We start from the raw sequence: 25891 nt of genomic DNA on the forward strand, positions 1-25891 counted from the left end.
GCGTGTCATACTCTAGGGCGCTAAACCATGCGATGGCCAAGCTTTGTTATTTTTGTCGCGCAAATCGTGTTTGATGAGGCGCAGCATTGGCGGCTAGTTTTGGGAAGGTAGTGCCCAGAGCAAGTCGTCGCGTAGCGTTATTGTGACGTGATCTCCTTCGCTACCAGCAAACTCGCTGGCCGGAACTTCCGTACTAATCGCGCCGCGTTCAGTTTCTATGCGGAGCTGGTAGGTTTCGCCTGTGTAAGTGCTTTGAACTATCTGCCCGATGTTGCCGCGGATGGGAAAGCGTGAGGCAGATTTTACGGGCTGAATGCTTACCGAGTCGGGGTATCCGATAATAACGATCGGCAAATCCTTACCCTCGTCGATGCTAGGCGATGCGGCGATCGTGAGGTCGTTGCCAAGAACATATGCACGAGCCAATACCTCACCGGACAATAGTCTCTTCGTATTCGCAGGGGTGGAAATGATCGTGGTTGCGCCAAGGTGTTTGGCAATTGAAACTGTTGCGGGCCCGTCGTGAATTTCTTGTGGAAGGTCATCCTGCACGATGTGTCCGTCTTCGAGGTAGATAATGCGGTCTGCTATGGAGAAGGCTTCTTTCACATCGTGTGTGATGTAAATGGACGCGCAGTTCATTCGCTGGTGCACGCGCAGGATTTCGCTACGCAGGGTTTTGGCGGAGAATGCGTCAACGTGTGCCAGTGGTTCGTCAAAGAGAAGCACTTGCGGCCGGCGCACCAGGGTTCTAGCCAGCGACACTTTTTGACGTTGTCCGGTGGAAAGCTCTGCAGGGTAACGATTTGCCAAGTCCCGAATGTTCAACACGGTCATTGCAACAACAACTTGCTCGTCAGGAGTCGAATCAAACAAGTTACGGTTTACGGCGAAGGCAATGTTTTGTTGCACGGTCATGTGGCCAAAGAGTGCGGGAGAATCCATGACCATGGCGCTGGGACGCTGTTGGGGCGGAAGGGAGCTAACATCCTTGTCGGCCATGCGCAGCGTGCCAGTGCTGGGGCGTGTGAGGCCGCTAATAACTCGCAAAAGTGTGGATTTGCCAGCGCCGGAAGGACCGAGAAGAACAACAAGTTCGCCAGGATAGACTTCAAGATCAATGTTATGTAACACAAGACGGCCATGGCGCGTGAGATTGAGGTTTTGAAGGCTCAAGTTGGGTTTCATGATCGGCCTCCCTGGCGGCTGGTGCGAATCCTGAGTAGCAGGGACGTAATAGGCAGTAGTAACAAAATGATGGCGGAGATTGCGAGGGCGAGGATAGCAGCAGGGCCAAATTCCGCGTGATCGATAAGCCGGTATAGGTAGGGCACGAGTAGCGGCGTGGAAGGGGACGTCACCCACATGATGGGCGCGACGCTCACTGCGCTAACAGCGAGCACGATGGTGACGGACATAGCCACAGATTGGCGCAACCACGTTTGTGCGCTGACCCGGGTAGCCCGTACAACGCTTGCACCAAGCATGAGTGCGGTTTCAAAATCCTGTCGGGGGAGCACACTGCCATAGGCACGTACGCTCACGTAGGTAAGAGGCGCACTCAAAGTCAGGTATGCGGTGACAGTTAGTAATGATGTAATAACGGATTGCGCCAGTGGGGAGAGGCTCGTAGCAAGGTGCGAAGATGGCCCGTAAGCGAGGCCAAGGGCGCTTCCTGTAGTGGCACCGGGAACCACTAGGGCGAGGCCGAACACTACATCGATCATGTGGCGGCTCGGCCGGCGCGCTTTCAGCCACAGTCCGCTACCCGCAATCACGATAGAGGCTACAACCGTGAAAATCGAGATGATAAGCGTGGTGGTGAATACCGCGGGAGATGAGGAAGTCTGGTTCGTATCCGCCCGGGCGATCGTAAATAGCGCTGGGGCAGTGATCACTATCGTCAAGGTGCTCATCAAAGCCACCCGTGGCCATAATGCCAAACCCACAGGCTGGGAGAACGAAGTGCGGTTATTGTCTGGCTCGACGCCACGAAACGCCCCGAATAGGTCGGGCGATTCCAAAGCACGAAAAGCGATCGCACCAAGCCCAAGTGTTGCTAACAACAGAGCTAAGGATATGCGTGCTGCTCCGCCGGTATCACCGAGCGCGGTTGTCAGCGTCCAGACCGCCCGCGAGGCGTTCGGATACGGATATGACAGCAGGGAGGGAACAACTGGATCAGAGATAGACAGGATAAATACCACTAGCCAGGCAAGCGGAATGCCACGCCTCATTCTGGGCCACACGGTGTGCCTAAATATCTTCCACTCGCCAGCCCCGTTTACGCGGCAAATGTCAATCAGCGCTAGCGGAACTTTCAGAGTTGCTAGGCGCAAAAGCGCATAAGCGTAAGGCAACAGCGCCAAGGTGAATGTGATTATAACGGCGGAGCGCCCGAAGAAAGGAGGCAATACCCCCGAATCCAACATGCCACCGCGCCCTATCCCACGTGTGAGAGCGGCGCCAATAATAAATGGAGAAAACGTTGCTGGAATAAGAATAATCGCGTCGAAAATGTGGGAAATGGTACGAGGCAATGATCGATTTACCGCCGTCAAAATAACTGCGATTACAGTAGCAATGCAAGCAATTATAGAGCTGTCAAGCACTGACCAAAACACGGGTATAAATACCTCGTCGCCCGTCACATTCGTATTACTTGCCATAGCATTAAAAACTAAAATGAATGACGGATAGCCAAACCCAATCATCATGCTGAAAGCCAGAACTACGGTAGCGATCGTGTCAAAGATCACGGGCATGTTAGCTTGCAGGCGCTTCCAACTCATTTAGAAAACTCCAGACGCTTTGCTGCCCATTCCAACCACCACGCACGGTCTTGTGCCACCTCACCTGCAGTTGCATCCAAAATCTTCACGTTAGACGTTGCCAAGAGACTCTCCAGGTTGTTCGGTAGCTGCCTATTGATCGGACTTTGGGGAATGCCAGCCTTCGCTATCGCTTCCTGGCCTGGCTTGCTTGAAAGCCAATCCAGCATTGCCTCAGCCTCAGCTTGTGCGCGCGTGCCCGCAAGAAGTCCAGCGCCGCCAACCTCGTAAAACGTGCCCTCGCTCGGATACGTCACATCGAGCTGCACCCCGGAATCAAACTGTTGCTCACAGTAGGGTGCGAAGCTAATCGCAACTGCCGCATCACCCGCCGCAACCACGCTTGCGGGTGCCGTGCCCGAGTGGGTGAACCGCGCGACATTTGCATAAACTTTTTCGAGGTGGTCCTCCGCCTCGGATCCAAAAAGCTGTGCTTGTGTCCAAAGCGCGGTGAACGCGGTGCCTGAGGTAAGGGGAGAGGATGCCGAAATCCATGTTTTCAGACTCGGATTCTCCAAATCCTTCCAACTTGTTGGGCGTAGAAGATCGTTTGCCTCCAGAACATCTGGGTTGGAGCAAAGAGCCAGAACGGATCCGTAGACGCCAAACCAAGCAGCGTCTTCGTCTTTAAACTGCTTAGGAATGGCATCTGAATGCTTTGGCCTGTATGACTGCAAGAGGTTTCGTTCTTTGGCCAGGGCGTATCCGTCTGACGGGCCACCTACCCAGATGTCAAACTCAGGTTCAGCGCGTGTAGAAGTCAGACGTGCAAGGGCTTCCGAGGTGGGGAGGCGTAAAAATCGAGTGGAAATACCCGAGTCGTGTTCGAAATCTGCACGCCACTGTTCACATACAGATTCGTCGTTAGAACACAGAAAGGTGAGCTCACTTGTGGGTGCGCACGCCGCAAAGAGCAGGGCGCAGACCAGGGAGCCCATCACCAAGCGGGGTCGGATACGCATGCTGTAAGTGTAGCCAAGTGGGGCGCGGCAAAGCCGCGCCCCACATTGATTCCCATTCATCCAGGTGGATGTCTAGTTAGCGGGATGGCCTGCATTCCGCTGCGCCATGAGTTTCTTCTCGTCGCGGCCGACGATCGCGAACAGGATCACGGTCATGATGGCGAAAACGATGAAGCAAATAAAGGTTGCGTCCCAGCCGAGCTTGTGGACGATGATGCCAACGCCCGTAGACGCAAGGGTAGCGCCAAGCAGGTAGCCAAACAGGCCGGTGAAACCCGCTGCCGTGCCGGCGACGTTGCTGGGCGACAGGTCGATTGCCTGTAGCCCGATCAGCATGACGGGTCCGTAAATGAGACCGCCGATAAGACCTACGAGGGTGATTAATATCCACATTGGGGTGCCAACCGGCATGAGCCAGTAGGCAGCAATGGCGATTGCAGTTGCAATGGTGAATAGAATGCCGGTGCCGGAACGGTATCCCTTAAATACGGAGTCGGATAGCCAGCCGCAAAGGATGGTGCCGAGGATGCCGGCGAGTTCGAATACCGCGTAACCAACCAGTCCGGATCCAATTTCGGCGTGGTGCTTGTCGGCAAGGAACACAGTGATCCAAGAGAGCACACCATAACGCAGTGAATAGACGAATACGTTCGCAACAGCCAGCATGACAATGGTGTGGTTGGTTAGAACGTGCTTAAAGATGAGTTCCTTAGCGGACATCTGTGCACCTTCTTGTACGGTGACCTTGGCCGGGTCGTTGCGGTATTCCTCGATTGGAGGTAGGCCCATTGATTCGGGGGTATCACGGATAAGGAAGAATGCAATTACTGCAACAATCAGGGCAACTACGGCAGGCACCCAGAAGGCTGCTTGCCAGCTGTTGGATGTCCAGGCAAGACCAACGCCGATGAGGGCGGGAAGACCTGCGCCGCCAACGTTGTGAGCGGTGTTCCACAGGGAGGTTTTCCAGCCGCGTTCCGAGGTGGAGAACCAGTGCACGAGTACGCGCCCTGACGGAGGCCAGCCCATGCCTTGGAACCACCCGTTTATGAACATGACGGTTGCGAAGATGCCAACCGAGGCGGTGGCCCACGGTGCGAACGCTACGAGGAGGTTCGTCACCGCGGAAAGTGCAAGACCGAGAGGCAGGAAGTAGCGTGCGTTCGAGCGGTCGGACAGCATTGCGGAGAAGAACTTCGACAGGCCGTAGGAGAACAGTACGGCGTTAGCGATGATACCAATCCCCACGGTGTCGATGCCCGTGTCCTTCATGAGGAGCGGTGCCACCGCAGAAATGTTGTTGCGAATTAGGTAGAAACCCGCGTAGCCGATGAAGATGCCAAGAAATACTTGGAGTCGAAGGCGCGGGTACATGTGGTCAACGACGTCCCGAGGCAGGCGCTTTACAGGCGCGGGGGCGCGTAGCCACTTTGGAATCGAGGAGTTATTCATTTGGCACTCCAATGTGCAGTCGAGAATTGAGCTTAGCCTTTTGGCCTACGCTCCCAGTCTGACTGTAGGGGAGTAACACCTTCGCGTGCGACGGTCACACTTGGTAACAGCGTTGTTACATAGACAGCGTGTAGCCGCGTCCGCGTACTGATTGGATAGTGTTTTCGGCTAATCCCGCGGCTTCCAACTTCTTCCGCAACCGATAAACGGTGGTTTTTACCATGTTGCGCCCGCCCGCAGTGGCTGCGGTACTCCAAACTTCGTTGAGGAGGGTGCGCACAGGTACAACTTCACCTCGGTGATTGAGCAGGGAGCGGAATAGTTTTCGTTCGATCTCGGATAGGTCTAAAGCTGTTCCATTGACGTACACTGCGTCCATTTTGATCATTACCGGTCCGACATTCGTAACGGGCTCAGCGGGTGTGGGAGCGGCGCGGCGAACGATTGCCTTGGCACGAAGGATTAGTTCTTGGGGAGAAAATGGTTTCGCAATGTAGTCGTCGGCTCCCGCCTCAAGGCCGGCAACGCGTTGCTCGGTATCCCCAAGCGCTGTGAGCATGATGATGGGCACATCCGAGTTAGCTCTAATGCGTTTGGCGAGGGTCGCTCCGGATATATCGGGCAGCATGAGATCGAGAATCACAAGGTTAACCGGCCGGGTTTGGAAGAGTTGCCAGGCGCGAGCACCGTCGGGTGCGGTGATTGTGTCAAACCCGACTGTTTCGAGGGCGAAGCTGACGATTTCTGTCATTTGTCTCTCATCGTCGACAACGAGTGCAAGGTGTTTCATTTGCGCTTCCTAACCGGTTGCGTTGGAGTGTTTGGCAGGAGGACGTGAATGGAGGTTCCGCGTCCCCACAGGCTGTCTACGAGCACTTCTCCGCTGTGAAGTGCAACGATTCTATCGACGATTGCGAGGCCGAGGCCGGCGCCCTGCCCGGCGGGTGTGTGCCCATTCGCTCCGAGTTGCTGGAACGGAACGAAGAGCGAGTCTCTTTTGCTGGGGTTGATTCCGGAGCCGAGGTCGCGTACTTCGATGCATCTGTTGTTTGAGCTGGGGTAGGTGTGTACGAGGATTTGACTGTCGGATCCGGCGTGGCGCACAGCGTTATTTATGAGGTTCCACAACACGTGTTTTATTAGGGCAGGATCAGCGGTGATGGGAAGCGGTTCGCCAGAGTCCGTTAGGAGGATAGGGAAGTCGTGTATTGAGCGCATCTCTCGGGCCGTGTCGCGGGTGAGCTCACGCAGGTCGAAGTTTTGGAGGGCAAGGCGTCCTTCGCCTGCGTCTAGTTTGGCAAGGGTTAGGAAGTCTTCGGCGGTGGTGATGGCATGTTCGGCATTGGCTTGAATGGTTTTGGTGAACTGTTGTTGTTCTTCGGTAAGGGGGCCGGCCGATTCAAGGAGCTCAGCGGCTCCTTTGATGAGTGAAAGAGGCGTTCGTATTTCATGGGATAGCACATCCATGCTCTGAACAACTGTCGCGACATGGTTTGGTTTTTTGCTCTTTCGGTGTTTGCGCCAGGCACGCGCCATGAGAAATGCCGATATGAGCGCGATCAGGCCCAGACAGGAGAGCCAAATGTTGAAAGATGACGTAACTAAGATCACCGTTCCTATCTTTGCATCCGCGTGAGTTTTGCGCGAGTAATCCGCACGATATAGGCGTTTTGGGGCGCGGCTGTGTTGGTTTTGCCAAAATCTAGAATGTCCGTTAAGCTTGTCGATGTTCATTAAAGGACACTTACGCGGATGTGGCTCAGTTGGTAGAGCATCACCTTGCCAAGGTGAGGGTCGCGGGTTCGAGTCCCGTCATCCGCTCGGGCGATTGGCGCAGCGGTAGCGCACTTCCTCGACACGGAAGGGGTCACTGGTTCGATCCCAGTATCGCCCACCACCAAGCGGCTCGAAGGAGCCGCTTTCGTCGTTTTACTTTGTTTTCTGCCTGTGTAGGCATATAGTCCTATTGTACCCATCCGTACCCGGGCACTTTCTTGTTCCTGAGCTAGTTAGAATCTGCCTGCAGCACTTTGAAGGGGAAGACCTTGACCGATTCAAGAATATTAGTCTTAAAACGAGGGCTCGCACTGGCTCTGAGTGCGTTGCTATTCGTTACGCTTTTGGTTTTTAATACCATTTCTTCTGCTCCCGCACAGGCAGCTGAAAGACCGTTCCCTGACTACGACCTGAGCTTTGAGTGGATCCACGGCCAGGTTGATCCGGATTGGAAACAGGGCGACCCGGGAGATGGCTGCATCAGGTCCGATGAGAACGAAGTTACACCGCTTTCACACTTCGGTTTCAAAGCGAAACTTAATCCATGTGATGGCGTGCGTACTACCATGAAGTTTAAATTCGACACTGTTGACCCAGACATGGCTCCGACGCTTAATTTCCGCTTTGGCGTGACGTGGCAGTACACCAGAAGAAGCGATAACGATCCGTACACCTGGAAGCCAGTTGAAAACTTCAAACTCGATGGCGAGCTGGTGCCCGCGGATAAGTATGACCCGTCTAATCAAGAGCAGGTAGTCGAGAAGAATGCGGATGGCTCTTGGAAGCATTTCAATGACAAGGTGACCGATTTCTTTAAGCCGATACACGTCGTTTTTGACGACGAGTTTTACAATGACGAAGTACACACCTTCCAGTGGGACGCGTACCTGCCCGCTGATGGTGATCAGGCGGGTATGTCCATTGGCACCGGTTCAACCGGTGACACTCAAGGTGGATCGATTGGCGCAAAGGCAAACGGCCTGTACGTGAGCATTCCAGCCTACGCCGACTATCGCTATGTTCTTGATTCTGAATACCGTGCGGTACAGAATGTCGACGAAGAGGCAAAGATTCCGAATCGACGCCAGTCATTCTGGTCCGGCCCGATCGAGGGATCGACTTACACCACCATCACATGTCTGGAAGATCAATTGCTGGAGCCTGTGATGGCGCAGCAGAGCATCACCGACATCTACCCCGAGCTAGCTGGGGTAGTGGAGAATCCTGGAGAGGTTACGTTCCAAGATGGCTCTGGCAGTTATGCACTAGCGCGTTACCCGTACGAGTTCTACGTAGGGCAACCAGGAAACTGGACGTCGCTTTCGGGTTTGAGACTGATGAATTGGGACGATGAATCGCAAAAGTTCTTCCCTCACGGGGATAAGAACATTCCTTACAAGCCGACATTTGATTCGGTGAAGAAGGAGATCCCTGGTTATACCTACGTTGACAACGACCTGCCGATCCTTGAAGACGGGCGTATGGATATGCCTAACTACGTGCGCGTAAAGGCGCCAAACTTCGAGCTGTCGTATCACAAGACGCCGGGCGTAGAGACGCAGCACATGTATTTCACCTACAAGAAGAATCCTGGCACGTTCAAGCTCTCTAAGCAGGACGGGGACGGCAGTGCTCTGGCAGGTGCACACTTTGAGCTGTATCAGCTGGTCAACGATAAACCATCCCCTTGTGGTGTTGAGCCAGATTTGACCAACACGGAAGAGATCACCGTATGCCCGGTGCGTACCCCGTCCTCACCGAGTGAACTGCAGGAGATGCTCAATACCACCCCGGCCAACTGCGAGAGCAAGCTGGTTCGTAAGGTTGTGCTAGAAGGCTTTAACGCAGATGGTTCGTTTACCACTGGAGCAGATGGTACGTTTGCGCCCGAAGGGGAACCTGCCCTGGAGCCGGGCAATTACTTCGCTCGCGAAATTGGTGCCCCGAAGGATTATGAGATCTTGAATGAATACATTCCATTTGAGGTTCCATTGCAGACAGAACAGGACGATGAGGGCAATCCTGTGGTGGTTCCCGTAGACGTTAACGTCAAGAACTACAAGACTCCGCCTCCTCCAACCACGGAGCCGAGCACGGAGCCAACTACGGAGCCGAGCACCGAGCCGAGCACGGAGCCAACTACTCCGACTACGCAGCCGCCTACTCCGCATCTGCCAAAGACCGGTGTAGCACCCCTGTGGCCCGCTGCGGTAATTCTGTTCGCAGCAGGAGCGGTACTCACTGTCGTTCGTAAGAAGAACGCACGGTAACGGTATGCATGCGGCGTGACTAACAGCCGCGCGAATTAAATCGGGTGTCTGGTATCTACCAGGCACCCGATTTAATTACAGAACCCGCTGTTTCTAGAGGGCTTCCATGGTAGTTAGGACAGCCTACTCATGCTGGAAAACCGAGTTTTCGTATATGACAATGTGGCTATGCGTTCTGTTTTCAAGTTCTTCAAGTCGTACCCGCAAGTTGGTGCAACGCTCTTTGTTGGTGTAACGGCCGGCCTTCTTGAGCTCGGCAATGTGGGCTGGGTGCGCTGGTACGTTTCGGCATTCGCTCTTGTGATGGCCCTGATCCTCGCGTGGGACATGGTGACGGAAATCATGTCAGGTGCGTGGGGCGTGGACCTTCTTGCCATAACTGCGATAGTCTCGACGGTTTTGGTGGGCGAGTATTGGGCCGCCCTAATCGTTTGCCTCATGCTTTCGGGCGGCGAAGCGTTGGAAGACTTCGCTGGCAATAGAGCGAAGTCGCAGCTAACGGGTCTCTTGGAGGGCGCGCCCACCGTCGCCCATATATTGGATGACGCCGGGGTGCCAAAGGACGTACCGATCGAAGAGATTGAACTCGGTGCTCGCCTGCTTGTGCGGCCAGGCGAAGTGGTGCCGGTGGATGGCGTATTGGAGTCAGATTTTGCTCTGACTGAGGAATCCTCGCTGACTGGAGAGCCTCTTCCGGTGGAACACCACAAGGGAGATGAGCTGCTTTCTGGCGGCGTTAACGGTGCGGACGCGATTATCATGAGCGCTACAGCGGTTGCGGCACAGTCCCAGTATCAGAAGATCATTGAGCTGGTTCGACAAGCACAGGATTCTCAGGCTCCGGCGGTGCGCCTGGCGGATAAGGTTGCGGTTCCATTCACCGTGTTCGCGTTCATCATTGCGGGCATCGCCTACTGGATTTCGGGCGACATGGTTCGCATCGCTGAGGTGCTCGTTGTAGCAACGCCGTGCCCGCTGCTCATTGCGGCGCCTGTTGCATTCCTGGGCGGCATGAACCGTTCGGCGAAGGAAGGCATCATTATCAAAGACTCGGGAACACTCGAGCGTCTTTCAAAAATCAACACGGTTGCAATGGATAAGACAGGTACGCTTACTTTTGGTGACCCACAGCTCTCCCATATTCACGTGGCGGAGGGCGTTGACGGGGCGGAACTATTCGCCATGGTTGCTGCCGTTGAAAGCTACTCTGCGCACGTCCTTGCCTCCGCGATTGTGGCGGCTGCAAACCAGCTGGACATTCAGATGCCTTTAGCGCAAAACGTTACCGAGACAACCGGCAAGGGTGTTACCGGCGAGGTCCTTGGTCACAAGGTAGAGGTTGGCTCCGGTTCGTGGCTAAGCGATGGCATCAAGCGCGTGAAGCTCCATTCTGGGCAGATTCTGGTCCACGCGCGCGTAGATGGTAAGTGGGCGGGCGCGTTCAGCCTGGAAGATAAGGTGCGTCCAGACGCGGCCACCACGGTTGCAGCTTTCAAAGACTTTGGTGTAGAGCACGTCATGATGATCACCGGAGATGGCGAGGAAACTGCGAAATCTATTGCCAACATGGTTGGTATTGACGAGGTCCGCTACTCACTACTGCCCAAGCAAAAAGTTGACGCAGTGAAATCGGCTAAACACCCGGTTGTGGCGGTAGGCGATGGCGTTAATGATGCTCCCGTCCTGGCAGTTGCAAATGTTGGCATCGCGATGGGAGCGCGAGGCTCATCCGCAGCTTCTGAGTCTGCTGATGTGGTTGTGATGCTAGACGACATTTACCGTGCCGCAAGGTCTGTCACCATCGGTAAGCGAACAATGAGGGTTGCCATGCAAGCGATTGGTATTGGCGTGGGCCTATCGGTAATCCTCATGCTGATTGGCGCAACCGGCGTGATGCCCGCCGTAGTTGGTGCGTTCATGCAGGAAATCATCGACCTGGCATGCATTTTGTGGGCACTACTGGCAGCCCGCCCCGGTAAGGACGAGACACCAATCAATGAAGTGCTGAAGAAATTTGATGAAGAAGAGAGTCCCACAAAGCTGAATTCTCTAAAGTCTTTGATCGTTGAGGCCTAGGCTTGTTGCGCGGATTTGTTCTACTGAAATAAATCGCGTAAAGTATCGCATGCACCAAACAGCAACACGCTAAATGGTGTGTCCAGTACGCGGATGTGGCTCAGTTGGTAGAGCATCACCTTGCCAAGGTGAGGGTCGCGGGTTCGAGTCCCGTCATCCGCTCTGTTGGGGCCAGGTCGCTGGTAATCCAACTTTGGTGGGTTGGCCGAGTGGTTAGGCAGCGGCCTGCAAAGCCGTATACACCGGTTCGAATCCGGTACCCACCTCGGGCGATTGGCGCAGTGGTAGCGCGCTTCCTTCACACGGAAGAGGTCACTGGTTCGAACCCAGTATCGCCCACCAGTGCTTTTTCCTCCTCGCCGTATTGCTACGGGCTATTCCAAACCGGTTTAACATGTAGCATTGTTAAAGCATCTGACGACGGGGAGTTCCATGACTTTTGAGTTGATTCGCATCTCGGCTGAAGAAATGAAAGTTAAGGCAGCTGGCGTGAAGCCTCTTCCAGTCGAACAATCTGACGCATGGGACGATTTCGAGACGCGGGTTGGCCGCAGGGTTTTTGGTCGGTATGAGTTTGTAAAGTCCGGGCGGACTATCGCACTAATCTCGCTAACCGAACATGACATTCGCGGCGTGAAGTTCCTGTGGGCAAAGAAGGGCCCCGTCTGGTTGCGTTCGCAGTCGCCTGACAACGAGGCTGCGTTCCGCGAGGCACTTGTCTCAGAAGTGAGGAAACGCGACCCAAAGGTTGCGTTCGTGCGCCTGCATGCGAGGTATTCGGCTCCGGATCTGAAAGAGCTGATCAATACGATGTCGTATGACAGGACGGTATTGATCGACACGTGTGGTGGCGACATGGAAAAGATGCTTGCCGCAATGCCGAAGGATGGACGTCGCTCCATGCGTCGCTCGTTCAAACGCGCGCAGGAGGGAGGGGCGCAGGCCGTTGACCTTACCGACATTGATCGTGAAGCTTTCAACGAGATTTACGCTGTCATTGCAGAGACGGCGAATCGCAATGGTTTCTCGATCCACCCGATAAGTGTGTACTGGAACATGCTGGATGCGCTTCGCCCGAATCACGCGCGTCTGTACGGGGTTCGCTACGAGGGCGCCATAGTTGCTTGGGTAATGATCGTTATGAATGATGGTGAAGCCGCAGCCTACTACGGGGCGCACTCTAGCGCGGGTAGAGAGGTGCTGGCCAGCGAGTACTTGGATTGCTGGACAACAATGGAGTTGGGTAAAGAAGGCATAGTTAGCCTCGACCTCATGGGCGTGGATTCTACAAGGTTCCCAGAACTGTATGAGCTCGGGATCTATAAGCGGCGCTTCGCCGCGGCTGCAATCGAGGTCGACGGTGCGTGGGACCTTCCCGTGCACCCGGTCCTCTTCGATGGGTTGCGCATCGCCAAGCAGGGTAAACGCGCCTATACGGGTGCGCGAGCCCTGGGTGAAAAGCTCCTCAACAAGGTTCGATAGCCCGCTACCTTTTACACTGGACCGTGCGAGCGCGGTACGATAACAACTAGTAGTTTGTTGAGAAGATTATTAGGAGTTCTCGTGGCCGAAATCAGGGCGCAAATTGATGGTGAAGAAGTCGCTATTGAAGCGGGTACCACCGGTACGGAGTTCTTCAAGGATCAGCGCATGATTATCGCGATGCGAGTAAACGGCGAGGCTAAGGATCTGTACCTGGAGATCCCTGAGGGTGCCACCGTCGAAGGCATTGATATCAGCTCTGATGAAGGTTTGGCCATCCTGCGTCACTCGTGTACGCACGTAATGGCACAGGCAGTGCAAGATATCAACCCGCAGGTTAACTTGGGCATCGGTCCTCCGGTCAAGGATGGTTTCTACTACGATTTCGGCAACGTAGACCCGTTCACCCCCGAGGATCTCAAAGAGATCGAGAAGCGTATGAAGCGCATCGTGAAGGAGGGGCAGGTTTTCCGCCGCCGCGTCGTGTCTGCCAAAGAGGCCGAGGCCGAGCTGGCCGATCAGCCGTATAAGCTTCACCTCATCTCATCAAAGGGGAATACGGACGCCGAAGGCGCTTCTGTTGAGGTCGGGGGCAGCGAGCTCACGATGTACGACAACCGCAATCGCAAGGACGAGACGGTTTGGACCGATCTTTGTCGCGGTCCGCACATTCCTAATACGAAGCTGATCGGGAATGGCTTTAAGTTGATGAAGACTTCGGCCGCATACTGGTTGGGTAACCAGGCTAACGACCAGTTACAGCGCATTTACGGCACTGCGTGGCCATCGAAGGATGAACTGACGGCTTACATCACCCGTCTTGAGGAAGCTGAAAGGCGCGATCACCGCAAGCTGGGCAACGAGCTTGACCTGTTCTCATTCCCGGACGAGGTTGGGTCCGGTTTGGCAGTGTTCCACCCGAAGGGCGGCATTGTCCGTATGGAGATGGAGGAGTACTCGCGCAGGCGTCATATTGAGGCCGGCTATGACTTCGTGTACACGCCCCATATCACTAAGGGTGCGCTTTTTGAGAAGTCGGGCCACCTGAGCTGGTACAAGGACGGTATGTACCCGGCGATGCACCTGGACGAGGTTGTTGATGAAGAGACCGGAAAGGTTGTGAAGGAGGGGCAGGATTATTACCTGAAGCCAATGAACTGCCCTATGCACAATCTGATTTTCGCGTCGAAGGGGCGTTCTTACCGCGATCTCCCGCTGCGACTGTTCGAGTTCGGTACGGTTTACCGTTACGAGAAGTCGGGCGTGGTGCATGGCCTCGCTCGCGGACGCGGGTTTACCCAGGATGATGCGCATATCTACTGCACGCGTGAACAGATGAAAGATGAGCTAACCGGCCTCCTTGAGTTCGTACTGGACTTGCTTCGCGATTACGGCCTCGATGATTTTTATCTGGAGCTGTCCACGAAGGATCCGCACAAGTTTGTGGGCGATGATGCGACGTGGGAAGAGGCAACTCGCACGCTCGAAGAGGTGGCTACCGCTTCGGGCTTGGACCTGGTTCCAGATCCGGGCGGAGCAGCATTCTACGGTCCGAAGATTTCGGTGCAGGCTAAGGACGCTATCGGGCGCACCTGGCAAATGTCCACGATCCAGTTGGACTTCAACCTGCCTGAGCGTTTCGAGCTTGAATACACTGCGGCTGATGGCACGCTCAAACGTCCGGTGATGATTCACCGCGCTCTGTTTGGCTCCATCGAGCGTTTCTTTGCTGTCCTCACCGAACACTACGCGGGTGCTTTCCCGGCGTGGCTCGCCCCCGTCCAGGTTCGCGCGATTCCGGTCGCCGACGTCTTCACGGACTATTTGGAGGAAGTGGCGGGCAAGCTTCGTGCGCAAGGCATTCGCGTAGAAGTGGACAAGTCGGATGACCGTTTCGGTAAGAAGATCCGCAATGCGTCGAAGGACAAGATTCCGTTCACCCTGATTGCGGGCGGCGAGGACGTCGAAGCCAGCGCGGTCTCGTTCCGCTTCAGGGACGGTTCACAAGATAACAACGTGCCCGTTGACGAGGCAGTGGCACGCATCGTTACAGCTGTGAAGGAACGGCGAAATAACTGATGGAGGTCGAAAGCTCACTTCAGTTTGCGGGGGTCCCGGACGCATTCCAGCGTCTGTGGACGCCGCACCGCATGGCGTATGTTGAGGGTGAAGAAAAGCCGGCAACGCCCAGCAGCTGTGACTGTCCGTTCTGCCGCGCACCTTCGCTTAGTGATGAAGAAGGGCTGATTGTTCATCGAGGCGAGCATGCTTTCGTCCTCATGAATCTATTTCCATATAACTCTGGCCACCTACTGGTGTGCCCCTATCGGCATATTTCGCTGTATCCGGACATCAGCGTGGAAGAGCGAGGCGAGATTGCGGAGCTAACCGTGCGCGCGATGGAGGTACTCACCAAGGCCGTGGGTGCGCAGGGTTTCAACCTGGGAATGAATCAGGGCGAGGTAGCGGGCGCAGGTATTGCGGCGCACCTGCATCAGCACGTTGTACCTCGTTATAAGGGGGATGCGAACTTCTTGCCCGTGATTGGCCAGACCAAGGCCGTGCCGCAGTTGATTGAGGACGCGCGGCAGATTCTGGTTGAAAACTGGGAGCGTGTGTAGTGCTCGGAAATCACGGCAGAGGACTGGTGAAGCAGGTTTTCACCGCGCCAGCCAAAGTGCTTGCTCGCCTTGGCATCACACCGAACCAAGTGACGGTAGTGGGTACGGTCCTATCTATCGCGACCGCGGTAGGCCTTTTAGGAACGGGACAATGGATAATCGGGCCAATTGTGCTGGCAGTGATCCTATTCGCAGACTCGCTTGATGGGACTCTAGCGCGGCTGACCGGTGGCGCATCTACCTATGGGGCCTTCCTCGATTCCACTCTTGACCGGCTCAGTGATGGTGCCGTGTTTGGGTCCCTCACTTTTGCGATCGCTACGCAGTTTGCTCCTTCCTTGGAGAGAACTTGGGCGTTCATAGCTGGCCTCATCTCAATGATTGGTGCGGTGACGGTTTCATATGCTCGAGCGCGGGCCGAGGCCGTGGGGGCGCAAGCCAAGGTGGGGATCGCCGAACGTACGGACAGGTTAATTGTTGGGCTTGTGGGCGCGTTCCTGGTTGGCTTGGGTCTGCCGCTTTGGGTCATGGTGATCGCCCTTTCCTGGGTTGCCTTTGCTTCACTCTTTACGGTGGCACAGCGCATTTTCGCTGCGAAGCGGGAGCTGAGCGGTAAGTGAGCCACGGCCTCGTTACAACTTTTAAGGCGCTTGGACACGTGAACCCGCGAGTAGCAGCGGGCCTTGGTCGAGGCGGCGGCGTTGTAGCCTCGTTATTTAACTCCAAGTCCAAGACGCAACTGATTGCAAACCATCAGCGCCTTAGCGACAAACCGTTGGATAGCGCGCATATACGCGCGGCGTTTGCATCCTATTTTGAAATGTTCGCCCAGTCTCCTTCGCTGCCCGGGTGGAGCAAAGCGCGGATTACACGAAGTGTGTCTGTTGACTACGATCTGTGCCAGGCGGTTGCTCAAGAGGACGGCCCTATCGTTATCGCGATGACCCACGGGGGAAACTGGGATCTAGCTGCGGCCTTCGCCTCGTTTCATCTTGCCCCCGTCGTTACGGTTGCAGAGGCCCTCGAACCGCCGGAGTTATTCGACTACTTCGTGGAAAGCCGCGCAGCGCTTGGCATGAAGGTGTTCCCTGCAAAAAGGGGTGTGTTCGAGCAGCTACGCGAATACGTGCGTGGCAGGCATGTGATAGTTCCGTTGCTTGCCGATCGCGATATTTCAGGTAGCGGCATTGAAGTGGACTTTGGCGGCCACAGGGCGCTGGTTGCGGCTGGGCCGGCCGCTCTTGCTAGCCAGTTGGGCGCTCCGCTGTTTTCCCTTCACATGAGCCGTTTGCCGGGCCGCGAGCCAACCTATCACCTGCACGCCAGGCAGGTAGAGGTAACCGGCGACGTCCCGGCTGATACGCAGCGTTGGGTGGATGCTATTGTGCCGCTCATTAGAACGAACCTTACGGACTGGCACATGATGCAACCGCTGTTTGTAGAGGATCTAGATCCAGCGCGCCTCGCTCGCGCTAGGGAACGCGCCAAGAGGGAGGACACGCAGTGAAGATCGGGATTGTTTGCCCGTACTCGTTTGATTCGCCAGGTGGAGTGCAATATCACGTGAATGATCTTGCAACTGAGCTTATTCGTCGCGGGCATGAGGTAAGTGTGCTCGCGCCGGTTGAAAAGGCCGATGTTCCCGATTTTGTTTGCAAGGTGTCGGGGTCTTACTCGGTGCCTTACAACGGTTCGGTTGCCCAGTTGTCCCTTAGCCCCAAGGCGGTGAGTGAAACAAAAGCGTGGCTTGAAGAAGGCAAATTCGATGTTGTGCATATTCATGAGCCTCTGGCCCCCTCAATCTCGCTGATTGCCTTGGCAAGTTCCAAAAGCCCTATCGTTGCCACGTTCCACACCTCAATGGTGAAATCGAGGTCGTTGAAGCTCGCCGTCCCGGTTCTACGGCCTCTACTCGATCGCATTAGCGGACGAATCGCGGTGTCCAACGAGGCGCGTAGAACCCTCATCGAACACCAGGGCGGTGACGCGGTCATCATTCCCAACGGGGTTTATCGCGAGCCGTTTGCCACTGCTCCCGATATTGAAAAGTGGAAGGGCACGCTGGAGCGCCCGACATTATTTTGGATTGGACGCATCGATGAGCCGCGCAAGGGATTGCACGTGCTAGCCGGCGCAATAGATGAGGTTGTGGCCCGGCATCCGAATGTTCGCTTTATCATTGCCGGGCGCGGCGATGATACGCCGGTTCGCGAGCTGATGGAGAAGTACCCGGACAACGTCGAGTTTGCAGGCGACGTGGATCCACAGACTCGCAACTCGCTCTATCACGGGGCAACCGCCTATATCGCACCACAAACTGGAGGAGAATCCTTCGGGATCGTCCTGGTTGAAGCGATGTCGGCTGGAACGCTGGTGATCGCTTCAGATATTGAGGCTTTCCGCCTGGTGCTAAACGGGGGTGCTCTGGGGCGCCTATTCACCTCGGCTGACTCGGCCGATTTAGCGCGGGTTATTAACGATGTCCTCGCCCGCCCCGAAGAGGCTGCCCGGTTGGCCGCAACGGGGCACGAGGCGTCGAAGATGTACGACTGGGGTGTGGTGACGGACAAGATCCTCGCGGTATATGCCACCGTGGTCGGCAGCGCCAGTGTGGAGGTAGAGAACACGGATACGCTGATAGATTCGTTGCGCCAGTATTTTGCCAGCAGAAGGGATTAGTTGTGGGAGTAAAGGTTTTGGCTTTAGTTCTCCTTCTGCTTGTGCTGGTGGGGATGTGGCTGGTTTCGCGAGCGCGGCGTGTAGACCGCTTGCATAGGCAGGTGGAGCAGGCTCGCGTGGTCATGTTCAACCATTTGAAGACCCGCCGCCAAATCCTTAGAACTGCTTTGAATGATGGTTCTTTTGGGGCGGGTTTTGAAGCCGAAGAGTTAGAACAGTTGCTGTCAGGCGCGCCTGCTGAGCAAAGCGGGCACGCGGGGGCAGGCGAGTCCGGTATTTCTGCTTGGCTCGTGCGAGCTTGGGACCAGATTGAGCGCGAGAATCCGCAGGTTGCCCAAGAACTGCGCACCAATGGCTTCGAACTACGCGCGGCAAGGCGCTTCTATAATCAGCAGGTAGCGCAGGTGGTAAGACTACGTTCACAGCCGGACGTGCGGATGTTCCGCCTGGCTGGACGAGCACCTATGCCTGAACCGTTTGACTTTGACGATGAGGTTCCTCGTGCTTGAAAAAGAGTACGAATGGCCGATTGGTGAGGATGGATTGCCCACTCGACATGCGGCGCGAGTCATTTTGATTGACGAGGCGGACCGCGTGCTACTTGTACACGGCCATGACGCCAATGATTTGGATCACTCTTGGTGGTTCACGGTGGGCGGCGGCTTAGAAGCGGGGGAGAGCCATCGCGAAGCGGCGGTGCGCGAGTGTTTTGAGGAAACGGGCATCAAGTTGGATGCGCGTGATCTGGAAGGCCCGGTCATTTGCAGGGATGCGAAAATGTTCTTCGCTGACCGCACGCGCCGGCAGATCGAACAGTTCTTCATAGCGCGTGTGGCCGCGGTGGAGCTGGACTATTCGCATTGGAGTAATGACGAGCGCAACCTGCTGGATGAAATGCGCTGGTTCGATGTGGACGAGCTGATGGAGCTAGGAGAAAAAGAGAATATTTTCCCCAGCCAGTTGCCTCACTTGCTGGTGAAATGGCGAGATAACGAAGGCACGCATTCTTGCGTTAAAATCGATGAGTACAATAAAACGTAACTAAGCGGTTAAAACAGTTTTGGGAGGTTCTTCATGTCAGGGCATTCAAAGTGGGCGACTACCAAGCACAAGAAGGCTGCAATTGACGCGAAGCGCGGCAAGCTTTTTGCTCGTCTTGTAAAGAACATTGAGGTAGCGGCTCGCACGGGTGGTGGCGATCCGGATGCTAACCCAACCCTTTACGATGCTATTCAAAAGGCAAAGAAGAACTCGGTTCCCAACGACAACATTGAACGCGCGCGCAAGCGCGGTTCGGGTGAAGAAAGCGGTGGCGCTGACTGGGAAACCATCATGTACGAAGGTTATGGTCCCAATGGCGTCGCGGTTCTAGTTGAGTGCTTGACCGATAACCGCAACCGCGCCGCGTCAGATGTGCGTGTTGCTTTCACGCGTTCGGGTGGCTCGCTTGCCGATCCGGGTTCGGTTTCGTACCTGTTTGCTCGTAAGGGCATTATTGAGGTGCCTAACCAGGGCGATACGGATGAAGACTCGATCCTCATGGCCGTGCTTGATGCCGGCGCTGAAGAGGTAGAGGTTCAGGGCGATGAATTCCACATCTTGTGCCAGCCAAATGATTTGGTGGCCGTCCGTACCGCTTTGCAGGAGGAGGGCATTGACTACAACTCGGCAGAGGTTGGTTTTGTACCTTCTACCAAGGTGGAGCTGGAAGCTGAAGGCGTGCGCAAGATCATGAACATGATTGATGCTTTAGAAGAGTCTGATGACGTACAAGATATCTACACGAACTTCACTGCTTCCGACGAAGTGCTAAAGGAATTCCAAGAGGAAGAGTAGTGCGCGTACTCGGTATTGATCCGGGTTTGACCCGTTGCGGCATCGGCGTTGTTGACGTCGATGCCGCGCGTCGTACCAGCCTCGTTCATGTTGGGGTGGCCCGTAGCTCGCAGTCTTTGGCCACACATTTTCGGCTTGCAAAAATTGGGGATGAAATAGACCTCGCAATAAAAGCTCACGAGCCCGAGGTCATGGCGATTGAACGCGTTTTTGCCCAGGATAACCTCCAGTCGGTAACTACAACGATGCAGGTTATGGGTGTGGCGATGCTGTGTGCAGGTAGGGCAGGGTTGCCACTCGCGATTCATACACCATCAGAGGTGAAAGCGGCAGTCACGGGTTCGGGCACTGCCGGCAAGGCGCAGGTACAGCATATGGTTGCGCGCGTGCTTGGATTACAAAAGGTGCCTAAGCCGGCCGATGCGGCGGACGCACTCGCAATTGCAATCTGCCACGCGTGGCGCGGCACGGGGCTGCAGGGCGCAGGTCAGGATGGCGATATTAATGTGTCGCTGTCCGGTGGAGTGTCTGCTCGAGGCAAGATGACTGCCGCTCAGCAGCAGTGGGCAAATGCGATCGCGGCAACGCGCCGTAAGGGTGCAGTTGATCCGCGTGTCCAGGGTAAGCGTTAGGGTTGTTGCAGGACTAAAGGAGCACAATGATCTCTTCGCTAAGCGGGCAAGTAGCGTCGATCGGCCCGGATTTTGCCGTGATTAAGGCAGGGGCGTTCGGTATGCGAGTGTACATGCCCGGACGCTCGCTACTTGAAATGCGTCATGGCGAAGACGTGGATGTCTATACGAATCTGGTGGTCCGTGAGGATTCGCTGACCCTTTTTGGATTCCTCCTTGAAGATGAGTCTGAGGCGTTCGATATTTTGCAAGGGGTTTCGGGTATTGGCCCGAAGACTGCACTTGCTGCACTGAACGTGTATACGCCAGATGAATTGCGAGGTGCTTTGGCCGCGGCAGATGAGAAGATGTTGCAGAAGATTCCAGGCATCGGTAAGAAGTCCGCGCAGCGCATGATTTTGGAGATTGGTGACAAGCTCGGGCCGGCGAAGGGGCTCACTTTGGAACCACAGCCGGTAGCTGATGAGGTTGCTGATGAGGTCATTGCTGCGCTACAGAGTTTGGGATGGCAAAAGCAGCAGGCTCAGGCTGCTGTAGATCAGTTTGCGGGTAGCGGTCTGAATGCTTCAGACATGTTGCGTGCCGCGCTGGTAAACCTGGGAGGTAACCGTGGATGAGAAAGCTGATCGTATAGTGGGCGCGGACGCGGGCGATATTGAGCGCGCGGCAGAGGCGGCTTTACGCCCAAAGCAGCTTGAAGATTTCATTGGCCAGCAAACGGTTCGCGCTCAGCTTGATCTGGTGCTTTCCGCTGCGCATCACCGCAACACGACCCCCGATCACATCTTGTTGGCCGGCCCTCCCGGACTTGGTAAGACGACGCTTGCGATGATTGTGGCCAACGAGATGAACTCTTCGCTGCGGCTCACCTCTGGACCTGCGATTCAGCATGCTGGGGACCTCGCCTCGATCCTGTCCGGATTGCAGGAGGGCGATATCTTGTTCATCGACGAGATTCACCGCCTTGCCCGTACCGCAGAAGAGATGCTCTATCTGGCAATGGAGGATTTTCGCGTAGACATTATCGTGGGCAAGGGCCCGGGGGCCACGTCAATTCCGCTCACCCTTCCGCCATTCACCGTGGTGGGAGCAACCACCAGGTCCGGATTGCTTCCCGCGCCGCTGCGTGATCGTTTTGGTTTCACCGCACACCTGGAGTACTACGAGGCAGCTGAACTCGAACTTGTGGTAAAACGCTCGGCTAACCTGCTTGGTGCACGCTTGGATGAACGGGCGGGTGCGGAGATCGCGCGCAGATCTAGGGGAACACCGCGCATCGCGAATAGGTTGCTGCGCCGCGTGCTCGACTATTCACAGGTGCACGGCGATGGGCATATTGATCTTGAATCCACGAGGGCGGCCCTGGAACTGTTCGAAGTTGATCCGCAAGGTTTGGACAGGCTGGACCGCGCCGTGTTGGAGGCGTTGGTACGTCGGTTTGGGGGCGGTCCGGTGGGGCTTGCAACGCTGGCGGTTACGGTTGGAGAAGAGCCGGAAACTGTTGAAACCGTGGCGGAGCCCTACCTGGTTCGGGAAGGTTTCATGATTCGCACCGCGCGAGGAAGAGCGGCAACAGCTCAGGCTTGGAACCACATGGGGCTTACACCGCCGGAGCCGGGAACATTATTCGACGGTTAAAGGCGCGAATGTGACCAAACGCGAACTCTTTATGGGTATCAGAAGGGTGCATTTGGCTTGCATTAACAATAGAATCACCTAGGACGCAAACGATATTTAGGAGTCGACCCTTGGAATTCATTATCATCATTTTCATCATGCTCGCTGTGATGATGTTTATGTCTTCGCGTGCAAGAAAGAAGCAGCAGGAGCAGCTCGAGAAGATGCACGACGAAATTGGCATTGGCTCTTGGGTTCGTACCGCTTCTGGGTACTACGGCATCGTGTCAGACATTGATGGTGACGTATACATTCTGCAGTCGCCGAGCGGTGACGAAACCTATTGGGACCGTCGCGCTATCGCTATGGCAGCTGAGCCTCCGTTTGAGTCCGCTCTTGCGGGTGATGATGAAAACGTAGACGAGGCGGAAGAGATCTCGGCACGGCCTGAAGAAGATACCGTAGTAGAGCCTGAGCAAGAGGCTTCGCCAGAAGCTGCGATGCAGGAGCCGGACGGCCGCGAAGAAGACGCAGAGGACATTTGGGACGACTCCTTCACTAAGTCGGATAAGCCTCGCGAAGAAAACTAGGTGCCAGTTTTAGGCGCAAGACAATAACAAGGAACCAAAGTGGCTAAGAAAGCGAGTAGACCCGGGCGCAAGTTGATGAGCCTTGGGATCCTCATAATAATTGCATTAGTAACGCTCGGAATTGGGTCTGCCCGCGGTAGTGCGAGCATGGTGCCCGGCCTTGCACTCGATTTGCAAGGTGGTACGCAGCTGATCTTGACGCCTACCCCGCAAGAGGGTGAGGACGTTAAGGATGTCACGGTTGCCCAGGAGGATCTGGACCAGGCCATCGAGATCATTCGCAAGCGTATTGACGCGTCCGGCGTTGCTGAGGCTGAGATCACGAGCCAGGCGGGGCGCAACATCGTTGTGGCGCTGCCGGGTGAGCCTAGCGAGGAGACTTTGAACCTCGTGCGCTCGTCTGCAGTCATGAGGTTCCGTCCGGTGCTCGCTGCGGGTGATCCGGCGGTTGTTGACCCGGAGAAGTACAAGAACGCCACATCGGGGGAGGGCACGGATCAGAACGTGACCGACCCCAGCGCGCAGCCCTCAGAAACTGAGCCCACGGAGGAACAGCCTGAGCCCACCGCTACTGAAGGCCCGGATTTGTCGCAGCTGACACCGGAGGAACTTGCTAATACTCTTGCGGATACGAACAAGGATGGCGAGATTTCCGATAAGCCGGTAGCTGAGCCGAAGGATAATTCGGATCCGAACTGGGTTACCGAGCAGGTTTTGCATACTTTCTTTACCACGGACTGTAAGGCGCCTGAACAGCGCGCAAAGGGATCGGTTGATGATCCGGCGCAGCCACTGGTTGCCTGCGACACAGAAGGCAACGAGAAGTACATTCTGGGCCCGGTCGATCTTGAAGGTATTCACCTGACTTCTGCAACTGCGGGCATGAACCGAAATGAGCAGGGTCAATCGACAGGCAAGTGGATTGTTTCGCTCCAGTTCGACAAGGAAGGCACTGACATCTTCGCGGATGTTTCCAAGCGTCTGGTAGATCTGCAGTCGGTTGATCCTACGCGTAACCGCTTTGCCGTGGTGTTGGACGGAAACGTGATTTCCGCTCCGCGCATGAACAGTGTTATTCCAAATGGTTCGGCCCTCATTGAAGGCAACTTCACTGCTGATTCGTCCCGTGCTCTGGCTAATCAGCTCCAGTTCGGTTCGCTCCCGCTTAACTTCACGGTTGAGTCCGAGCAGCGCATCTCCGCAACGCTTGGCGCGGACCACCTGCGCACCGGCCTCCTAACCGGCATTATCGGCCTCGTACTCGTGCTCCTGTACCTGATCTGGCAGTACCGCGGCTTGTCGATACTTGCAGGTGGCTCGCTTATTGCAGCGGGCGTGATCGTCTACACGCTTATTACGCTGCTTTCATGGCTAATGGGATACAGGCTCTCCCTGGCTGGCGTGGCCGGTCTGATCGTGTCGGTTGGTATTACCGCAGACTCATTCATCGTCTACTTTGAGCGTATTCGCGATGAGGTGCGTAGCGGACGTCCACTTGTTTCAGCAGTGAGCGAAGGCTGGGATCGTGCAAAGCGCACGATTATCGTCTCTGACCTCGTGAACCTCCTAGCAGCTGCGGTCCTCTATTTCTTGGCAGTTGGCGGCGTGCAGGGCTTTGCGTTCACTCTGGGGCTAACCACCCTCGTCGACCTTGCAATCATCCTTTGGTTCACCCACCCGCTTATGGAACTCCTGGTTCGCACTGAGTTCTTTGGTGGAGGCCACAAACTCTCCGGTCTTGATCCGGAGCACCTGGGTGCTAAATCTGCCGCGATTTACGCTGGGCGAGGCCGCTTCCGTGAGCCGAAGCGGAATGAAAAGCATGTAAAGGCCGCGGATCAGCCGGGGCGTAAGTCGATTGCACAGCAACGTCGTGAGGCTGAAGAAGCAGCAAAAATGGAAGCCGAGGCGGCAGCGGTTGACACCGCCCAGGATGCCTCCAGTGAAGAGGAGGGGAAGTAACAATGAGTATGGCTTCATGGGGCAATGCCCTGTATGCGGGAGAGAAATCCTACCCGTTCATTAAGAACCGTAAGATTTGGTTCACCACGGGTGCGGTGGTGATATTGATATCGATCCTTTTGATCACGGTTCGTGGGCTCAACCCGTCAATCGAGTTCCGCGGCGGATCTCAGTTTGCCCTCGCGCACGTACAAACCACCGAGCAGCAGCTCGCGTACGACGTGATGAAGGCCAACGGCGTAGGCGAAGGGGTTAAGGTCTCTCAGCTTGGCACCGATGGACTGCGCGTGCAAAGCCAGTCCATCGGTGCGGATAAGACCGCTACTGTTCGAGCAGCGTTGGCGCAGGCTTACGGCATTTCCGAAAGTGACGTTGATGCAACCAACATCGGCCCCTCTTGGGGCGCGGATGTGACCAAGAAGGCGTTGCAGTCACTCGTGATCTTCCTAGTTCTCGTAGGTGCCATGATGGCGTTCTACTTCCGTTCTTGGACGATGTCTCTATCGGCACTTTGGGCGCTACTTCACGATGTTTTCCTAACGGTTGGATTCTTCAGCCTGATCCAGGTGGAAGTATCGCCGGCTACGGTAATTGGTTTCCTCACGATTCTTGCGTACTCCTTGTACGACACCGTGGTTGTGTTTGACCGCGTGCGCGAGCTTACCCGCAACGTTACAAAGCAGACCCGCTATACGTTTGGCGAGCTCGTAAACTTGGCGGTTAACCAAACGCTCGTGCGTTCGATTAACACGTCTATCATCGCGCTCCTTCCCGTTGGGTCCATCCTGTTCCTCGGATCGTTCCTGCTTGGTGCGGGCACTTTGACGGATATTTCGCTGGCCCTGTTTGTGGGCATGACCGTTGGTACTTTCAGTTCCGTGTTCATCGCGCCGGCCGTACTGGTAATGCTAGAAGGCAAACGGGGGCGCATTGGTGGCCACACCAAGAGCGTTCTAGAGGCGCGTGGGGATAAGCTAGTGAAGGCCGGTGCCGACGCATCAGATAATGACTCGACGTTCGAGGCCGTACGCACGTCGAACCTCAAGCCCGGTCATCACCTGGGCCAGGCCGCACAGCCAAAGCGTAAGAAGAGGAAGTAAGGGCA

23 protein-coding genes and 5 tRNA genes are annotated in these 25891 nt (G+C 55.6%); 22 read left to right on the forward strand and 6 right to left on the reverse strand.

All coding sequences use genetic code 11. The features are described 5' to 3' along the window. Positions 1-93 precede the first annotated feature (93 nt). From BQ7114_RS02075 to BQ7114_RS02100, 6 genes are all read right to left on the reverse strand, one after another. Positions 94-1188, reverse strand: a complete 1095-nt coding sequence (locus BQ7114_RS02075) for an ABC transporter ATP-binding protein (protein WP_072341314.1) — start codon at positions 1186-1188, stop codon at positions 94-96. Beyond that, positions 1185-2792, reverse strand: coding sequence for an ABC transporter permease family protein (locus tag BQ7114_RS02080; RefSeq protein WP_072341317.1), 1608 nt, complete (start codon positions 2790-2792; stop codon positions 1185-1187). Before BQ7114_RS02080 ends, BQ7114_RS02075 begins: the two co-directional genes overlap by 4 nt. Next, positions 2789-3793 carry an extracellular solute-binding protein gene (locus BQ7114_RS02085; RefSeq protein WP_195906698.1) on the reverse strand — a complete coding sequence of 335 codons (1005 nt, stop codon included), beginning with the start codon at positions 3791-3793 and terminating at the stop codon, positions 2789-2791. The genes BQ7114_RS02080 and BQ7114_RS02085 overlap by 4 nt, the downstream gene beginning before the upstream one ends. A 72-nt stretch (positions 3794-3865) precedes the next feature. After that, positions 3866-5245: an MFS transporter gene (locus BQ7114_RS02090; RefSeq protein WP_072341321.1), complete on the reverse strand. Its 1380-nt coding sequence runs from the start codon at positions 5243-5245 to the stop codon at positions 3866-3868. Positions 5246-5360: 115 nt separating this feature from the next. Then, complete coding sequence (locus tag BQ7114_RS02095; RefSeq protein ID WP_072341324.1) at positions 5361-6035, reverse strand: response regulator transcription factor; 675 nt, start codon at positions 6033-6035, stop codon at positions 5361-5363. Beyond that, a complete protein-coding gene (locus BQ7114_RS02100; RefSeq protein WP_195906699.1) occupies positions 6032-6712 on the reverse strand; it encodes a sensor histidine kinase in 681 nt (226 codons plus the stop codon). The genes BQ7114_RS02095 and BQ7114_RS02100 overlap by 4 nt, the downstream gene beginning before the upstream one ends. Before the next feature lie 281 nt (positions 6713-6993). Between BQ7114_RS02100 and BQ7114_RS02105 the strand changes: the two genes are divergently transcribed. The 22 genes from BQ7114_RS02105 (at position 6994) to secF (ending at position 25886) form a co-directional block, all read left to right on the forward strand. Continuing rightward, a tRNA-Gly gene (locus tag BQ7114_RS02105) sits at positions 6994-7066 on the forward strand. A 1-nt stretch (position 7067) separates the two neighbouring features. Beyond that, positions 7068-7142 (forward strand) — tRNA-Val (locus tag BQ7114_RS02110). Positions 7143-7290: 148 nt separating this feature from the next. Continuing rightward, positions 7291-9291 carry a prealbumin-like fold domain-containing protein gene (locus tag BQ7114_RS02115; RefSeq protein WP_143236775.1) on the forward strand — a complete coding sequence of 667 codons (2001 nt, stop codon included), beginning with the start codon at positions 7291-7293 and terminating at the stop codon, positions 9289-9291. A 168-nt stretch (positions 9292-9459) separates the two neighbouring features. Then, the gene (locus BQ7114_RS02120) at positions 9460-11367 is read left to right on the forward strand and encodes a heavy metal translocating P-type ATPase (RefSeq protein WP_230205946.1); all 1908 of its coding nucleotides are present in this window, start codon (positions 9460-9462) and stop codon (positions 11365-11367) included. A gap of 89 nt (positions 11368-11456) precedes the next feature. Next, positions 11457-11529, forward strand: a tRNA-Gly gene (locus BQ7114_RS02125). Positions 11530-11562: 33 nt separating this feature from the next. Then, a tRNA-Cys gene (locus tag BQ7114_RS02130) sits at positions 11563-11633 on the forward strand. A 1-nt stretch (position 11634) separates the two neighbouring features. Beyond that, positions 11635-11709 (forward strand) — tRNA-Val (locus BQ7114_RS02135). 90 nt (positions 11710-11799) lie between these two features. Further along, a complete protein-coding gene (locus tag BQ7114_RS02140) occupies positions 11800-12849 on the forward strand; it encodes a lipid II:glycine glycyltransferase FemX (protein WP_072341337.1) in 1050 nt (349 codons plus the stop codon). A gap of 81 nt (positions 12850-12930) precedes the next feature. Next, entirely contained in the window at positions 12931-14928 is a 1998-nt protein-coding gene (gene thrS / locus BQ7114_RS02145) for a threonine--tRNA ligase (protein WP_072341340.1), read from the forward strand. Beyond that, complete coding sequence (locus tag BQ7114_RS02150; RefSeq protein ID WP_072341343.1) at positions 14928-15470, forward strand: HIT family protein; 543 nt, start codon at positions 14928-14930, stop codon at positions 15468-15470. Before thrS ends, BQ7114_RS02150 begins: the two co-directional genes overlap by 1 nt. Beyond that, a complete protein-coding gene (gene pgsA, locus BQ7114_RS02155; RefSeq protein WP_072341346.1) occupies positions 15470-16090 on the forward strand; it encodes a phosphatidylinositol phosphate synthase in 621 nt (206 codons plus the stop codon). The genes BQ7114_RS02150 and pgsA overlap by 1 nt, the downstream gene beginning before the upstream one ends. Beyond that, positions 16087-16977: a phosphatidylinositol mannoside acyltransferase gene (locus tag BQ7114_RS02160; protein ID WP_072341349.1), complete on the forward strand. Its 891-nt coding sequence runs from the start codon at positions 16087-16089 to the stop codon at positions 16975-16977. The genes pgsA and BQ7114_RS02160 overlap by 4 nt, the downstream gene beginning before the upstream one ends. Beyond that, entirely contained in the window at positions 16974-18149 is a 1176-nt protein-coding gene (locus BQ7114_RS02165; protein ID WP_072341352.1) for a glycosyltransferase family 4 protein, read from the forward strand. The genes BQ7114_RS02160 and BQ7114_RS02165 overlap by 4 nt, the downstream gene beginning before the upstream one ends. 17 nt (positions 18150-18166) lie before the next feature. Continuing rightward, on the forward strand, positions 18167-18658 hold the full coding sequence (locus BQ7114_RS02170) for a hypothetical protein (protein WP_143236776.1): 492 nt from the start codon (positions 18167-18169) through the stop codon (positions 18656-18658). Then, on the forward strand, positions 18639-19190 hold the full coding sequence (locus BQ7114_RS02175; protein WP_072341359.1) for an NUDIX hydrolase: 552 nt from the start codon (positions 18639-18641) through the stop codon (positions 19188-19190). The genes BQ7114_RS02170 and BQ7114_RS02175 overlap by 20 nt, the downstream gene beginning before the upstream one ends. Positions 19191-19223: 33 nt before the next feature. Further along, positions 19224-19985 carry a YebC/PmpR family DNA-binding transcriptional regulator gene (locus BQ7114_RS02180; RefSeq protein WP_072341362.1) on the forward strand — a complete coding sequence of 254 codons (762 nt, stop codon included), beginning with the start codon at positions 19224-19226 and terminating at the stop codon, positions 19983-19985. After that, a complete protein-coding gene (gene ruvC / locus BQ7114_RS02185; protein ID WP_072341365.1) occupies positions 19985-20617 on the forward strand; it encodes a crossover junction endodeoxyribonuclease RuvC in 633 nt (210 codons plus the stop codon). The genes BQ7114_RS02180 and ruvC overlap by 1 nt, the downstream gene beginning before the upstream one ends. Positions 20618-20643: 26 nt before the next feature. After that, a complete protein-coding gene (ruvA, locus tag BQ7114_RS02190) occupies positions 20644-21234 on the forward strand; it encodes a Holliday junction branch migration protein RuvA (protein WP_072341368.1) in 591 nt (196 codons plus the stop codon). Next, on the forward strand, positions 21227-22255 hold the full coding sequence (ruvB, locus tag BQ7114_RS02195; protein ID WP_072341371.1) for a Holliday junction branch migration DNA helicase RuvB: 1029 nt from the start codon (positions 21227-21229) through the stop codon (positions 22253-22255). The genes ruvA and ruvB overlap by 8 nt, the downstream gene beginning before the upstream one ends. 110 nt (positions 22256-22365) lie before the next feature. Further along, positions 22366-22824 carry a preprotein translocase subunit YajC gene (yajC, locus tag BQ7114_RS02200; RefSeq protein ID WP_072341374.1) on the forward strand — a complete coding sequence of 153 codons (459 nt, stop codon included), beginning with the start codon at positions 22366-22368 and terminating at the stop codon, positions 22822-22824. A 39-nt stretch (positions 22825-22863) separates the two neighbouring features. Beyond that, positions 22864-24786, forward strand: coding sequence for a protein translocase subunit SecD (gene secD, locus BQ7114_RS02205; protein WP_072341377.1), 1923 nt, complete (start codon positions 22864-22866; stop codon positions 24784-24786). 2 nt (positions 24787-24788) lie between these two features. Then, a complete protein-coding gene (gene secF, locus BQ7114_RS02210) occupies positions 24789-25886 on the forward strand; it encodes a protein translocase subunit SecF (RefSeq protein WP_072341380.1) in 1098 nt (365 codons plus the stop codon). Positions 25887-25891: the final 5 nt, after the last annotated feature.

Source organism: Actinomyces urinae, from assembly GCF_900119695.1.
Lineage (GTDB): Bacteria > Actinomycetota > Actinomycetes > Actinomycetales > Actinomycetaceae > Gleimia > Gleimia urinae.